Source organism: Streptomyces sp. S07_1.15 (assembly GCF_020739505.1).
Taxonomy (GTDB): Bacteria; Actinomycetota; Actinomycetes; order Streptomycetales; family Streptomycetaceae; genus Streptomyces; species Streptomyces xinghaiensis.
Window position 1 is genome coordinate 6,693,845 of record NZ_JAJBZK010000001.1, and the last position, 14,644, is coordinate 6,708,488.

The window sequence follows — 14,644 nt, forward strand, 5'->3', positions numbered from 1 at the left end:
ACGACCCGGCATCTTCCGGGACACGCCCGGAGGATGCGGGGCACCTCCCGGTACGGTGGGGAACCGGGTCGCTACCGGACCCGGGCGGCCGGTCCACCGATCCGGCCGGAGACCTCGCGGAGCCCAGGGGAGGCCCTGCCATGACCGAACGGAAACCGCCCGGCGTCGACTTCGAGTCCTGGGTCGACCGGCAGATCCGCGAAGCCGCCGAGCGCGGCGCGTTCGAGGACCTGCCGGGTGCCGGCCAGCCGCTCACCGGCCTGGACGCCCCGTACGACGAGAACTGGTGGATCAAGAAGAAGATGCACCGCGAGGGCGTCTCCGCCCTGCCCCCGGCGCTCGCCCTGCGCAAGGAGGCGGAGGACGCCTACGAGGCCGCGCTCGGCGCCCGGTCCGAGCGTGAGGCCCGGCGCATCCTGGCGGAGGTCAACGAGAAGATCCGCGAGGCGATCCGCAGGCCCCCGGCGGGCCCGCCCCTCAATCTCAGGCCCTACGACTCGGAGGCCGTGCTCCGCGACCGGCGCGAGCGCCACCCCGGCTGAGCCGGCCCGCCCGGACACTGGGCGGGGGACGTATGCCGGGCGCCCCGCCTCGCGCCCGCCGCCGTCACTCACGGCGGCAGAGATCAACCGCCGGGCGCGGGACTTCATGGGCTCCGCCGACTGAACCACTGCCGGCGCGACCGGCGCGACCGGCGCGACCGGCGCGACCGGGCCGCGCCGGCGGCTGCCCGGCACCGGTTCACGGCCGGTCCCCGTCGCCCGCCGGGTGCAGCCCCGGCGCCCCAACACCCTTCCGAGTGCGGCGATGTGACGGGGAACCGGTGTCGCTTCCGTGCCGGGGGGTACCCGGGGTAACGGTGCGTGCCAGCATGATCGGCAGCCCACCGCCGGCAGGTCGTCCCGCCCACCCGCCGACCTCGTCCGGTGTCCCTTTCCCGGTTCTCATGGTTCTCGCAGGCAGGAGCCGCCCCGTGTCCTCCACACCCTCCGCGCCCCTCACCCCCTCCCGCTCCGGCAGCCGGATGACGCGCCGTCACTTCATCGGCGCCACCGCGCTCCAGGCCGCCGCGGCGGCCGGCCTGACCAGCATCTCCGCCCCCGCGTCCGCCGCCGACCGCTCGGCGGCCTCCGGGGACTCCTTCCCCGCCGTCGTCGTCGGTTCGGGCTACGGGGCCTCCGTCGCGGCCCTCCGGCTCGGCGAGGCAGGGGTGAACACCCTCGTGCTGGAGATGGGCCGGCTCTGGGACGAGGCCGCCGCGGACGGCAGGATCTTCTGCGACATGATCAACCCGGACCGCCGCTCCATGTGGTTCAAGGACCGCACCGAGGCACCGCTCGACAGCCTCCTCTGGCTCGACATCGTCAACCGGGACATCGAGCGCTACCCGGGCGTCCTGGACCGCGTCCACTTCGGCGAGATGTCCGTCTACGTCGGCCGCGGCGTCGGCGGCGGCTCCCTCGTCAACGGCGGCATGGCCGTCACCCCGGCCCGCGGCCACTTCGAGAAGGTGCTCCCCGGCGTCGACTCCGGCGAGATGTACTCCACGTACTTCCCCCGGGCCCGCGCCATGCTCGGCGTCAACAGCATCGACACCGACTACTTCGGCGACAGCGACTACTACCGCTTCGCCCGGCTGGCCCGCGACCAGGCGCACAACGCCGGTCTCTCCACCGTCTACGTGCCCAACGTCTACGACTTCGGCCACATGGAGCGGGAGGAGCGCGGCGACGCCGCCAAGTCCGCCCTCGCCGGCGAGGTCATCTACGGCAACAACCACGGCAAGCGCAGCCTGGACAAGTCCTATCTCGCCGCGGCCCTCGGCACCGGCAAGGTCACCCTCCGCACGATGCGCCAGGTCGAGCGGATCGAGCAGGGGGCGGACGGCGGCTACACGCTGACGGTCAAGGAGATCGACGAGAAGGGCTCCGTGGTGGCCCGCACCGAGGTCTCCTGTACGCACCTCTTCCTCGGCGCCGGCAGTCTCGGCACCACCGAACTCCTGCTCCGCGCCCGCGACACCGGCGCTCTGCCCGGCCTCAGCCCCGGCCTCGGCACCGGGTGGGGCCCCAACGGCAACATCATGGCCGGCCGCGCCAACCACCCCTGGAACCCCACCGGCAGCAAGCAGTCGTCCATCCCCGTCCTCGCCATCGACGACTGGAACCACCCGACCCACCCCGTCTTCGCCGAGATCGCCCCCCTCCCGGCCGGGATCGAGACCGGCATCAGCCTCTACCTGGCGATCACCGACAACCCGGAGCGCGGCACGTTCTCCCTCGACCCGGCCACCGGCGAGCTCCGGCTGGACTGGCGGCGGGAGCAGAACGCGCCGGCCGTCACCGCCGCCAAGTCCCTCCTCGACCGCGTCAACCGCGCCAACCGCACCGAGTACCGCTACGACCTCTTCGGCGACGACCGGGCGTTCGCCGACGACTTCTGCTACCACCCCCTGGGCGGCTGCCCGCTGGGTGTGGCGACGGACGGGTACGGGCGGCTGCGCGGGCACCGCAATCTGTATGCGGTCGACAGCTCGCTCATCCCGGGGTCGATCGGGGTGAACCCCTTCGTCACCATCACCGCCCTCGCCGAGCGCAATGTCGCCCGGGTGCTGGCCGAGGACGTGGTCCCGGGACTCCGGGGCGCCTGAACGGGCCCCGGCCGCCGTACGGTACCGGCGGAAACCGGCCCTCCCGGGGCCGGTTCCTCCGTCAAATCCCGGTGTCCGCAAGACAATTGTGTGTGAACGGTTTACGAATGATCCCCGGGGTGCTATCTGTGTGGGAGCGCTCCCACTACCCGTCGCGGCCGTCCCTCCACCCCGGCCGCACTCGCGGGCGGGGGGAGTGGCTCCACGTCAGTCGGACCCGATCCGGCGACGGGCCGCCGCCGGCCCGGCCGCACACCAGCGGCCCGGGACCGTATGGCGCCCGTGCCGCCGGGTGACCCCCTAGGAGACCCCCACATGGCCATTCGGCACCCGGACCGGAAGAAGTCCCCGGTCCGCACCCCTCGTTCGCTGAGCCTCCTCGGAGCGGGCCTGTTCGCTCTCGTCGCGGCGTCGATGCCCTCGCCCGCGGCCGCCCACGGCGCGACCATGATGCCGGGTTCGCGTACGTACCTCTGCTACGAGGACCTGATCAAGAACAACCACCAGATGCCGTCCAACCCGGCCTGCGCCGCGGCGGTCCAGCAGTCCAGCACCACGCCGCTGTACAACTGGTTCGCCGTGCTGGACTCCAACGGCGGCGGCCGGACGACCGGTTACATCCCGGACGGCAAGCTGTGCAGCGGCGGCGACCGCGGCCCGTACAACTTCTCCTCGTACAACGCCGCCCGCAGCGACTGGCCGAAGACGCACCTCACCTCCGGTGCGAACATCCAGGTCAAGCACAGCAACTGGGCCCACCACCCGGGCAAGTTCGACGTCTACATCACCAAGAACGGCTACAGCCCGACCAAGAGCCTGGCCTGGAGCGACCTGGAGCACCTGCAGACCGTCACCAACCCGCCGCAGTCCGGCGGCGCGGGCTCCAACGGCGGTCACTACTACTGGAACCTCAACCTGCCGCAGCGGTCCGGCCAGCACATCCTCTACATCCACTGGACCCGTTCGGACAGCCAGGAGAACTTCTACTCCTGCTCCGACGTCGTCTTCGACGGCGGCAACGGCCAGGTCACGTACTGATCCGGTGCAGCGGCCGGGCCCGCCCCGCCCCGGCCCGGCCCGGTCCGGTCCGGTGAACGGCTGAACCGGGACGCGTGACGCACACAGGACCCGCCGGGCTCAACGGCCCGGCGGGTCCCGTGCGTCGCGGCGCGCCCGGCCCGGAGGCGCGGTCGGCCCGCCGTCCTAGAGGGGCAGGGCGAAGACGGGAACGGGAGCCGGGGCCGTGGCCACGGGGGAGAGGTTTCCGGTGCCCGGGGCGACCGAGAAGACCGTCACCGTCCCGGAGCGCTGGTTGCACGCGAACATCAGGGCGCCGTCCGGGGAGAGGGCGAGGTGCCGCGGCCAGTCGCCGCCCACCGGAACCGTGCCGAGCAGCCGCAGCGAGGCGCCCTCGTCCTCGACGGCGTAGTGGCTGACGCTGTTGTGCCCGCGGTTGGAGAGATAGGCGTGGGCGCCGTCGTGGGAGACCAGCGGCTGGGCGGGGTAGCTGGTGACCCCGCCGGTGCCGGTCGGCTGCGGGGCGCCGGGGGTGAAGCGGCCGGTGTCCGGGTCGTAGGCGCAGACCGAGACGGTGTCGCTCAGCTCGTTGGCGAGATACGCGTACCGCCCCGAGGGGTGGAAGGCCAGCGCCCGGGGGCCCGCGCCCGGCGGCAGAGCCGCGACGGAGACCTGGGCGAGCGTCCCGGCGGACTCGTCGAGGCGGTAGGTGTAGACGCTGTCGTTGCCGAGGTCGACGGCGAGCACGTGCCCGCCGTCGGAGGTGGTCAGGATCTGGTGCGCGTGCGGCCCCTGCTGCCCCGGGCCGGGCGGCGGACTGGTGTGCTCGACCAGATCGGTGCGCTCGCCGAGCGATCCGTCCTCCCCGACGGGGTGGACCGCGACGGACCCGGAGGTGTAGTTGGCGCTCAGCAGGAAGCGCCCTCCGGGGTGGACGGAGAGATGGCAGGGCGCGTCGCCGCCGGTGCCGCGGCTGTTGAGGACCTCGTGCCCGCCGTCCTCGCCGAGGGCGATCGCGGTGACGCCGCCGGGCCGGCGCTCATTGACGGCGTAGAGGGTGCGCCCGCAGGGGGAGAGGGCGAGGAACGAGGGATCGGCGACGGGGAGCGTCCCGCCCGGGAAGATCTCCCCGCTCACGGGGTCGTACGAGGCGAGGCCGATGCCCGTGCCGCCGCCGGGCTGCGAGGTGTACGTCCCCAGGAACAGCGGGCGGACGGCGGACGGCCGCGGCCCGCCACCGCCGGCGGGGGCCGGGGCGCCGGACGGCGGGGCGGCCAGGGCGCGGCCGGCGCCCGGCCCGCTCACGGCGGCGCCCGCGGCGACCGCCGCGGCGGCGGCCAGCAGACTGCGGCGGGCGGGTAAGGGCCTGTTGCTGCTCATGGTGCGTGCACCTCGTATCGGTGTGGGGGAGGGGGACAAGAGGCTGTCCGGGCGCGGGACAGCCTGACTCATCCGCCCCGGCGGCCACAAGACAGCCCCGGGCCGGCCGGGTCGGGCGAGCGGCCCCCCCCGGCGCGGTGTGGTTCGTCCGCCGCCGCCCGGCGGTCAGCCCGGGGCCACGAAGCCGGACTCGTACGCCGCGATGACCGCCTGCGTGCGGTCCCGCACCCCGAGTTTCGCCAGGACCGAACTCACATGGGATTTGACGGTCTCGCTTCCCACCACCAGGCGCGCGGCGATCTCCGCGTTCGACAGGCCACGCGCCATGAGGCGCAGCACCTCCCCCTCCCGCTCGGTCAGCGCGGCACGCTCCATGACCGCCCGGGCCCCGGGGTTGCCGTGCTCTCCGCCGTGCGAGGCGGCCAACTGCCGTACCGCCGCCGGGAACAGGAGGGAATCGCCCTCGACCACCAGCCGCATGGCCTGCACGATCTCCGCCGGCCGCGCCCGCTTGAGCAGGAATCCGTCGGCGCCGGCGCGGAGCGCCCCGTAGACGTACTCGTCGTTCTCGAAGGTCGTCACCACCACGATCTTGGGCGGGTCCGGCACCGTGCGCAGTACCGCCCGGGTGGCCTCGATGCCGTCCATGAGGGGCATGCGCACGTCCATGGCCACCACGTCGGGGCGCAGCCGCCGGACCAGCGGGATCACGGCCGCCCCGTCACCCGCCTCGCCCACCACCTCGATGTCCGGCTGGGCCTCCAGCACGGCGCGCAGGCCCGCCCGTACGAGCGGTTCGTCATCGACCAGCAGAACGGTGAGCGGCATCCGGTCAGCCTAGTGCCACAGCCGTGGCTCACGCCCGTGACCTGCGATAACGCACGTAGGCGCAGGCCGGCCGACCGGCGCGGACGCGGCTTGCGCATTACCGTGGGCGGAGTGCCGGTGCGGCGCCCCGGACCGGTGGAATGCGCTGGGCACCGCGCCGCGCCGTTCACCACCGGCCGGCATGTGCTGTCCGGGACACCGGGTCCGCGACACCGGACGGGCCGGGACCGAGGAGCTCGGCACACCTGCCGGGCCGCTCGGCAGGGCCCTGCCGCCGGGCGAGTACGAAGTCCGTGCCGCCGTGGCGATGAGTCCGCCGGCGCCCGCGAGTCTGCCCACCGACTGGAACAAACGACCCATCGGGAGCGGGACATGGGCCTCATCCACATCGAACTGTTCGCCACCCTCGACCTCGTGGGGCAGGCGCCCGGCGGCCCCGACGAGGACCCGGCCGGGTTCCCGTTCGGCGGCTGGCAGGCCCCCCTGCTGGACGAGGTCGCCGGGGCACAGGTCGGCGCCGCGTACGAGGGCACGGACGCCCTCCTGCTCGGCCGGCGGACGTACGACATCTTCGCCGCCTACTGGCCGCACCAGGAGGGCGGTGAGGACAGCGAGATCGCCACGCTCTTCAACGGCGTCCCGAAGTACGTGGCCTCCCGTGGCAGGCCCGACCTCTCGTGGGCCGGCTCCACGCTGCTCGGCCCGGACCTGGCCGGCGCGGTGCGCGGGATCCGGGACCGGCACGAGCACGTGAAGGTCGTCGGGAGCCTGGACCTGGTGCAGACCCTGCTGCGCGAGAAGCTCTTCGACCGTCTCGACCTCTGGGTGCACCCGATCGTGCTCGGCGTCGGGAAGAAGGTGTTCGACGGCGGCGCGGTGCCCACGAACCTCACCCTCCTCGAACCGCCCGTGGCCGGCCCGAAGGGCACCGTGTACCTGCGCTACGGGCTTGCCGAGGGCACGCCCCGGACGGGGGACATGAGCGCACCCGATCGCGGTGCCGCGCGCGACGACTGAAGCCGGCCTCCCGTGCGGGCGGGTCCGGGGCGCCGGCCCGCACGGGAACCCGCCGGATGCTTCCGGTGCCTGCCGCGCGCCGGCCCCGTGCCGCTCCCCGGCGTCGTGCGGCGGAGCACCGCAGCCGGTCATCCGGCAGCCCGTCGGGAGCGGAGCGGAGACGCCCGGCGGCTCGACGGGGGCGCGGGCGGAAGACACGCTGGCGCCGCCCCGAGGACCGGGCCTCGCGCGCGGACCACCGTCACCGCAGCGGCAGGTCGACGCGGAGCAGCCACAGGCCGCCGTCCCGGCCCGCCCGGGCCTCGCCCCCGAGCAGCGCGGCCCGCTCGCGGATCCCGCGCAGCCCGCTGCCGCCGCCTGCGCCCGTGCCGCCGTGGGCGCCGCCGCCCGTACCGGCGCCCGGGACCGGTGGTGCGGCCAGCGGATTGCGCACCTCGAGCCGCAGGCGTCCCTCCGCCACGGCGATGCGCACCCGGACCGGGACGGGACCAGCGTGCCGCAGCACATTGGTGAGGGCCTCCTGGAGCATCCGGTATCCCTCGCGGGACACCGGACCGGGCACGTCCTCCAGCGGACCGGTCACCTCGGCGTCCACCCGGGAGCCCGAGGACCGTGCGGAGTCCATCAGGTGACCCGCCTCGTCGAGGGCCGGCCGGGCGCCGGCCGGCCGTCGTGTCTCGCGCAGCACGAGCAGGACCCGTTCGAGGTCCTCCAGCGCCGCCCGCCCCGTCTCCTCGATGGTCTCCAGCGCCCGGTCGGTGAAGTCCGGGTCGGTGGTCGTCCGGGCGGCACCCGCCTGGACCACGGCCAGCGTCAGGGCGTGGCCGATGGAATCGTGCAGCTCCCCGGCGATGCGGTTGCGCTCCAGCAGCCGCTCGGTGCGCTCCTCCAGCTCGGCCAGGCGCTCCTTGGCCGACGGCCCGAGCAGCAGGCGGGCGGCCTCGGCCACGAGGGCTCCCGCTCCGGCGACCACCGCGATCAGCACCAGGAGGGGCACCGGCACCAGCAGCACGTACTCCCAGCCGGTACCGGAGACCGGCAGCAGCAGCGGGCCGGCGACACCGGGATTCCCGGCCGCCGCCCCGGCGAGCTCCATCGAGAGCGCCATCAGCTGCCCCGTCACCAGCGCGACGGCCAGCCCCGCTTCCAGCCGCAGCACCATCCAGGCACCGGTCCGGGCCCGGTCGCTCCACGAAGCGGACGGAACGGTTGAGACCCCCGCGTCCCCGTCTCCCCTCACCCGCGCGTGCGGTCCGGGGAACAGCATCAGCTGGGCTTGCAGCCCCTCCGCCCGGCGCACCTCGGGCACCACGGCGGCGGCCAGAACGAGCGGAACGGGCAGAAGCGCGATCAGCGCCCAGTCGGCCGGCGACGGACTGTCCAGCCCCGGATAGACCATGGCGCAGACGAACGGCAGGATCGACCCCACCAGCAGGTGGAGCCAGCGCGTGTACGTGACCGCACGGGTCAGCGGCAGGAGGCCCGGCACGCCGTCATCGTGCCAGAGCGGCCGGAACGGCGGCTCCCCCGCGCGGGGGAAGCGGTCTCCACCGGCGGGGGATGCCCGGCCCCCGCCCGTACGGCCACGCTGAAGCCATGACCAGCATCGACCTCACCGACCTCACGAAGGAGTACGGCGGCACCCGGGCCGTCGACCGCCTGACGTGCAGCATCGCGCCGGGCCGGGTCACCGGGTTCCTCGGGCCCAACGGCGCCGGCAAGTCCACCACCATGCGTCTCGTCCTCGGCCTCGACCACCCCACCGCCGGCACCGCCACCGTCGGCGGCCGCCCGTACCGGACGCTTCACGAGCCGCTGCGCACGGTCGGCGCCCTGCTGGACGCCCAGGCGGCCCACGGCTCCCGCACGGCCCGCGACCATCTGCGCTTTCTCGCCGCCGGCAACCGCATTCCGGCCCGCCGTATCGACGAGGTCCTCCGGGAGACCGGCCTCAGCACGGCGGCACGCCGCCGCATCAGGACCTTCTCGCTCGGCATGCGCCAGCGTCTGGGCATCGCCGCCGCGCTCCTCGGGGACCCGCCCGTCCTCCTGCTGGACGAGCCGGCCAACGGCCTCGACCCCGAAGGGATCGTCTGGATCCGCGAGTTGCTGCGCCGGCTCGCCCGCGAGGGCCGCACGGTCCTGGTCTCCAGCCACCTGATGAACGAGACCGCGACCTTCGCCGACCACCTCGTCGTCCTCGGACGGGGCCGGCTCCTCGCCGACCTCCCCCTGCGGGACTTCATCGACCGGCACAGCCGCGCCCGCGTCCGCGTCCGCACCGGCGATCCCATCCGGCTGCGCGCCGCGCTGCTGGCCGGGGGACACCTCGTCACGGGAGACGGTGACGGCGGATGGATGGTGGAGGACACCACGGCCGAGGAGGTCGGAGCCGTCGCCGCCCGTGCGGGCGTTCCGGTGTCCGGGCTCACCGACGAACGTGCCTCCCTGGAACAGGCCTATCTCGCCCTCACGACGGACGAGACCGAATTCGCCGCCGCGGCTTCCCCGTCCCCGGCCGCGGTGCGGGAGGCCTGACCATGTCCGTCACAGCAGTGCTCCACTCCGAGTGGATCAAGATCAGGTCGGTCCGTGCGAGCTTCGGATCGCTTCTGGCGGTCCTCGCCGCCTCGCTGGCCGTCACCGTGCTCGTATACGCGACCGTCGGCCGGGCGGAGGCGGACAACGGCGGGGACCCCGTCTTCGAAGCCTTCTACGCGATCAACTTCGCGCAGATCGCCGCCATTGCCTTCGGCGCCACCGCCGTGTCGTCCGAGTACACGGGCGGCGCCCTGCGCATCTCCCTGGCGGCCGTGCCGCACCGGGGCCTCTTCTACGGGGCCAAGACGGCAGTCGTGGCCGCTGCCGCCCTCGTCACCGGGCTCGCTGCCGCGTTCGCCGCCTTCTTCGCCGGTCAGGCGTTCCTGGGGGAGCGGGCCATCGGTCTCGGGGAGCCGGGAGCCCTGCGGGCCTGTGCCGGCGCGGGGCTCTACCTCGCCCTGATGGCCCTGTTCGCCGCTGGGCTCACGTTCCTGCTGCGCAGTGCCGTCGCCGTGCTGAGCCTGCTGATCCCGTTCATCCTGATCGTCTCCTTCGTGGTCGGCGACATCGCCGAGGGCGCCGCCGCCTGGCTTCCGGACCGGGCCGGACAGCAAGTCCTGTACCAGGACCCCGTGGGAGACCTCGGCCCGTGGGCCGGTCTCGCGGTGACGGCATTGTGGGCAACCGCCGCACTCCTGACCGGCCTGCGAGCGGTGCACCGGCGCGACGCCTGACAGGTGGGACCGGGCCGGTTGGGGCCCCGGGGGGCCGTGCCGGCTCGCGCCTCGGTTCGGCGACGTCGGGACCCGGGGGCCGAGTTGGCCGGTCCGCGCGCCGCCCGACACCCGGCGCGCGGACCGGCCGGTCCGCGAGGCGAGTCGGTCGTACCCCCGTCGCACGGCGACGCCCGGAACCGGTGCAGTGGGGAGGTTTTGCCCGAAAGGGCACGGAAACCCGGCCGGGGACGCTGCAACCGCAGACACGTACGCACAAGCGCGGCAGGCGGGCACAGCCGTGCGGTCGGCGGACACCGCCGGGCACCCCGCGCTGTGCGGCACCGCGCATGAGCACGAGGAGCACCCCATGCAGCACGACACGTTCATCGGCCAGGTTCAGGCCCGCGCCCATCTGGGCAGCCGCGGGGCCGCCGAGACGGCGACCCGGGCCAGCCTGGAGACGCTCGCGGAGCGCGTACCGGCGACGCTGGCGGAACATCTGGCGGCCCAGCTGCCCCGGGAGATCGGCGAGCACCTGCGCCGGGTGGCGTTCGCGGCCGACGAGCCGGAGACCGGGGTCCGGATGAGCAGCCAGGAGTTCTTCGAGCGCGTCGCCCAGCGGGCCGGAACCGGCTACCCCAAGGCGGTCCACGAGTCCCGGTGCGTGGTGGAGGTCGTCGGCGAGGCGACCGACAGCATCCTGACGGACAAGGTCCGCCAGTCGCTGGACGCCGAACTGGCCGAAGTGCTCTTCTCCGGCAGCCGGGGCGCGGCCCACCACGCCGGCTGAGTCCGGGGCTGTCCCGGACCGCTGGCCGGGTTCCCGAAGACCGGCCCGGGACGGCCCCGGTCCCCGGCCCCCGGACCCTGCTCACCGGTGCCGCGGGGGCGGGGCGCGGCGGGGACAGGACGGGGAGGCGCGAGGCACGAGGGCGTCACGGCATCAGCAGAACCTTGCCGACGACCGTGCCCGACTCCGCCAGCCGCAGGGCCTCGGCGGCGCGGGTCAGCGGCAGCCGCGCCGCGATCCGCGGAGTCACCTCGCCACGCTGCAGAGCCGCGAAGACCTGTGTGAGGTCCGCCCGCAGCCGGGCCCGGAACCGGTCCCTGCCGAAGGCCCGGCCCGCCCAGACGTTGTAGAAGTGCGCGCGGCGGCCGTTGGGCAGCAGGTTCCACAGCTGCACCCGTCCCAGGATCTTGAGAACGGGCCACTGCTTGGAACCCTGGTCGTCGCGCGTGGCGGCGCTGCCGTAGGAGACGAGGGTGCCGCCGGGCGCGAGCAGCCGCCACGAGTCGGTCACGCTGCGCCCGCCGACGTGGTCGAACACCGCGTCCACCCCGTCCGGAGTCGACTCCCGCACCCGGGCCGGCACATCCCCCGCGCGGTAATCGACGGGGAGGACGCCGAGCTCGCGCAGCGCGTCGTGGTGCCGGGCGGAGGCCGTGCCGATCACCCGCGCCCCGGCGGCCCGCGCCAGCTGGACCAGTACGGAGCCCACACCGCCGTTCGCCCCGTGCACCAGGACGGTCTGCCCGGTGCGCACCCGTGCCGTGCGGTGCAGCATCTGCCAGGCGGTGAGGCCGTTGACGACCAGGGCCTCCGCCTCCGCCGCCTCGACGCCCGGGGGCACCTCCACCACATCCGCAGCGTCGGCGACGACGTGGCTGGCCCACCCCCCGGTTTTGACCAGCGCCGCCACCCGCTTGCCGGTCAGCGCGGGGTCCACCCCCTCACCGGTCTCCAGCACCGTGCCGACCAGGTCGTAGCCGGGGACGAAAGGGAACGGCGGCTGGTCGAAGTACCGGCCCCGGCGCATCTGTTGCTCGGCGAACGACACCCCCGTCGCCTCCATGGCGATGACGACCCGGCCCGGCCCAGCCGACGGGACGGCCCCGTAGCGGAGTTCGAGCCCTTCGGGTTCCACCCGGCCCGGCAGGACCACCTCGACGAGTTGCGCGGCACGCTGCATGACGACCTCCGGTTAGAGCTGCTTGATTGAGTTAGAAGCTATAACCAAAGTGATGGTGACTTGCGTTCCTGTCAAGCAGGGTGAAGGATTCCCCCAGTAAGGCATCGCCGGGGGTGACCGGTTCTCCCGCGCACCTGAGGACGCGGTGAGCGGAGAGCGGCGAGCGAGGAGCGGGGAGCGGGGAGCGGGGAGCGGGGAGCGGGGAGCGGGGAGCGGGGAGCGGGGAGAGGAGCGTGACCGGTCATGGCCCCGGCCGAGAGAACGCCGCGTGAGCGGTACCGGAAGCAGGTCAAGGTTGAGATCAAGGAGCGGGCCCGGGAGCAGATCGCCACAGCGGGCGTGTCCGCGCTCTCCCTCAACGCGATCGCCAAGCGCATGGGCCTCAGCGGCCCCGCCCTCTACCGGTACTTCGCGAACCGGGACGAGCTGATCACCGAACTCGTCCGGGACGCCTACCGCAGCCTCGCCGACACGTTCCGCCGCGCCGCCGGGGAGGGCGCCGGCCTGACGGGCCTGGCCCGCGCGCTGCGCCGGTGGGCCCTGGACGACCCCCAGCGCTACTTCCTCGTCTACGGCACGCCCGTGCCGGGCTACCGGGCCCCGGAGGACACCAGAGAGATCGCCGCCGAGGTCATGGCGGTGCTGATCGACGCCTGCGCGGACGCGCCGGGGGAGCCCCGGACCTCCGCCGCGGCTGCGGGCTCCTTCGAGGAACACCTCGCGGACCACCGCGCGTGGGACGGCGGACACCCCGCCCCCGCTCCGGCGCTGCGCCGGGCCCTGGCCTTCTGGACCCGGCTGCACGGTGTGCTCTCCCTCGAACTCGCCGGTCAGTTCGGCGGGATGGGCTTCGATCCGGAGCGGCTCTTCGCGGCCGAGCTGGAGAGCCTGACGGCCGGGACGACCGGGACGACCGGGACGGCCGAGACGGCGGAGACGGCCGATGGCGCCTGACGGCGCCTGGCGGCGCTTGGCGGAGCCTCCGCCCGGACAGCGGTGCGCCCGGCACCGGGTGGGGGCCGGTGCCGGGCGCTGCGCTGGGCGGCGGTGCCGGGGCCGGTTCCGCGGTCCGTCGGCGCGGTGGTGGAGGAATCCGCGCGCCGGGTCGTGCGGTACCGGCCGGGGGCCGCCGTGGAATCAGCGGACGGGATCAGTAGACCGAGGCTTCCCTGGAGGTCTGCCGGATGCCGTTGGTGCCGTTGAAGATCCGTTCGCCCCAGCTGGTCAGCGCGTTCTTGTTGAAGCTGCTGGCCATGTCGAGATAGCCGACGTCGCTGCTGTTGCCGCTCCAGGACCAGCCGAGGTAGCCGAGGCCCCGGGACTGGGTCTCGGCGAAGATGGCGTCCTCGTCCGGGTTGCCGTCGGAGTGGTTGTGCCCGAACTCGCCCACGATGATGGGCAGTCGCCTGGAGGTGAAGGCGTTCAGGTAGTCCCGGATCTCGGCGGCGGTGTCGTAGACGCCGTACATGTGGATCGAGAAGATGGTGTTGCGGTCCGGGTCGGCGTCGAAGACCGACTGGGCGTTCTCGCGCATGGTGCCCGACCAGTCCTGGCCCCAGTTGGGTGCGTCCACCATCAGCGCGTGGTCGAAGCCGGCGTTGCGGAGCTTGGAGATGGCGCCCTTGGTGTCGTCCGTCCACTGGGCATAGCCGTTGTTGCCGTGCGGCTCGTTGCCGATGTTGACGATGACGTAGTCCTCCTGGCCCTCCAGCGCGCTCTTGACGCTGATCCAGTAGTCCGCGGCGCGGCTGAGGGTGGCGGCCCCGCTCTGCTCGCCGTAACCGGTGGTGTCATGAACCTCCAGGACGCAGATCAGCTTGTTCTGCTTGCACTGGCCGACGACGTTCTGCACGTCCGAAGCGTCGTTCCGCGTCCACCGGTCACCCGAACTGAGCACCACCCGGACGGTGTTGGCGCCGAGCGACTTGATGTCGGCCAGCGACTGCGTGGTCTGCGAGGTGTACCAGGTGTGCGCGTGGTTGACGCCGCGCATCACGAAGTCGGAACCGTCGCGCTCCAGGATCCTGCCGTCGCCGACATGGATGCCGGTGGCGGCGGCCCGGGTGGGGGCGTCCGGTCCCGAGGTGGCGGCTTCGGAGGTGGCGGCCTGGGCGGTGACCGCCAGGGGGGCCATCAGCCCCAGTACGGCTGCCGCGATGGCGGCTGTCCGCATGCTCATAGTGCGACTCCTTGACGTGGGGGACCCCCGGGAGGGCGTGGTGCCGCTGGGCGGTGCTCCACCGGTGGTGGGGCTCCGGTGTCCGGTACTGCTCCTGCTGCGCTGCTGTTGTTGTTGTTCTGACATCGTTGTCATCGTCCACTGGGCCAACGATGCCGCCCCTGTGATCCCGGGGGTGGAGAGGGGGTGGGACAGTGTGTACGGGGTGCCTGGCACAGTGTCAAGAGCCCCTGGAAATCCTGTGGTTGGGGCACACGGATTGCATAAACCCTCCGCCCGTGAGCCGGTGGGGGCCTCGCCCCGGCAGCCCCGCCCCGCCCCGCACATACGCCGGACCGCCGCCCCC

12 protein-coding genes and 1 pseudogene are annotated in these 14,644 nt (G+C 73.6%); 8 read left to right on the plus strand and 5 right to left on the minus strand.

The window, feature by feature from the left end; translation table 11 throughout:
- Nucleotides 1–140 precede the first annotated feature (140 nt).
- The 3 genes and pseudogenes from LIX60_RS28805 to LIX60_RS28815 form a co-directional block, all read left to right on the plus strand.
- Nucleotides 141–542 (plus strand): DUF1992 domain-containing protein, encoded by a 402-nt coding sequence (locus LIX60_RS28805; RefSeq protein WP_227962047.1) that lies wholly within the window; start codon nt 141–143, stop codon nt 540–542.
- Nucleotides 543–1,024: 482 nt separating this feature from the next.
- Entirely contained in the window at nt 1,025–2,650 is a 1,626-nt protein-coding gene (locus LIX60_RS28810; RefSeq protein ID WP_227962960.1) for a GMC oxidoreductase, read from the plus strand.
- Nucleotides 2,651–3,064: 414 nt separating this feature from the next.
- Nucleotides 3,065–3,682 (plus strand): annotated as a pseudogene (locus tag LIX60_RS28815) (lytic polysaccharide monooxygenase); the annotation flags it as partial.
- A 171-nt stretch (nt 3,683–3,853) separates the two neighbouring features.
- On the opposite strand, the gene LIX60_RS28820 reads toward LIX60_RS28815, so the two are convergent.
- Both LIX60_RS28820 and LIX60_RS28825 read right to left on the minus strand, forming a co-directional pair.
- Nucleotides 3,854–5,047: a lactonase family protein gene (locus LIX60_RS28820; RefSeq protein ID WP_227962048.1), complete on the minus strand. Its 1,194-nt coding sequence runs from the start codon at nt 5,045–5,047 to the stop codon at nt 3,854–3,856.
- A gap of 165 nt (nt 5,048–5,212) precedes the next feature.
- Complete coding sequence (locus LIX60_RS28825; RefSeq protein WP_227962049.1) at nt 5,213–5,875, minus strand: response regulator transcription factor; 663 nt, start codon at nt 5,873–5,875, stop codon at nt 5,213–5,215.
- 372 nt (nt 5,876–6,247) lie between these two features.
- Between LIX60_RS28825 and LIX60_RS28830 the strand changes: the two genes are divergently transcribed.
- Nucleotides 6,248–6,892 (plus strand): dihydrofolate reductase family protein, encoded by a 645-nt coding sequence (locus tag LIX60_RS28830; protein WP_227962050.1) that lies wholly within the window; start codon nt 6,248–6,250, stop codon nt 6,890–6,892.
- Between the two features lie 241 nt (nt 6,893–7,133).
- On the opposite strand, the gene LIX60_RS28835 is transcribed toward LIX60_RS28830, so the two are convergent.
- Nucleotides 7,134–8,381, minus strand: a complete 1,248-nt coding sequence (locus tag LIX60_RS28835; RefSeq protein ID WP_227962052.1) for a histidine kinase — start codon at nt 8,379–8,381, stop codon at nt 7,134–7,136.
- Nucleotides 8,382–8,488: 107 nt separating this feature from the next.
- Between LIX60_RS28835 and LIX60_RS28840 the strand changes: the two genes are divergently transcribed.
- From LIX60_RS28840 to LIX60_RS28850, 3 genes are all read left to right on the plus strand, one after another.
- Nucleotides 8,489–9,430, plus strand: a complete 942-nt coding sequence (locus tag LIX60_RS28840; RefSeq protein WP_227962054.1) for an ABC transporter ATP-binding protein — start codon at nt 8,489–8,491, stop codon at nt 9,428–9,430.
- Between the two features lie 2 nt (nt 9,431–9,432).
- Nucleotides 9,433–10,167: an ABC transporter permease gene (locus LIX60_RS28845; protein ID WP_227962056.1), complete on the plus strand. Its 735-nt coding sequence runs from the start codon at nt 9,433–9,435 to the stop codon at nt 10,165–10,167.
- Nucleotides 10,168–10,516: 349 nt separating this feature from the next.
- Entirely contained in the window at nt 10,517–10,939 is a 423-nt protein-coding gene (locus LIX60_RS28850; RefSeq protein WP_227962058.1) for a DUF2267 domain-containing protein, read from the plus strand.
- A 145-nt stretch (nt 10,940–11,084) separates the two neighbouring features.
- Here the strand turns inward: LIX60_RS28850 and LIX60_RS28855 are convergent, their stop codons facing one another.
- Nucleotides 11,085–12,119 (minus strand): medium chain dehydrogenase/reductase family protein, encoded by a 1,035-nt coding sequence (locus tag LIX60_RS28855; protein WP_227962060.1) that lies wholly within the window; start codon nt 12,117–12,119, stop codon nt 11,085–11,087.
- 243 nt (nt 12,120–12,362) lie between these two features.
- Between LIX60_RS28855 and LIX60_RS28860 the strand changes: the two genes are divergently transcribed.
- On the plus strand, nt 12,363–13,073 hold the full coding sequence (locus tag LIX60_RS28860) for a TetR/AcrR family transcriptional regulator (RefSeq protein WP_227962067.1): 711 nt from the start codon (nt 12,363–12,365) through the stop codon (nt 13,071–13,073).
- A gap of 196 nt (nt 13,074–13,269) precedes the next feature.
- On the opposite strand, the gene LIX60_RS28865 is transcribed toward LIX60_RS28860, so the two are convergent.
- The gene (locus LIX60_RS28865) at nt 13,270–14,298 is read right to left on the minus strand and encodes a glycoside hydrolase family 5 protein (protein WP_308101910.1); all 1,029 of its coding nucleotides are present in this window, start codon (nt 14,296–14,298) and stop codon (nt 13,270–13,272) included.
- Between the last annotated feature and the right edge of the window lie 346 nt (nt 14,299–14,644).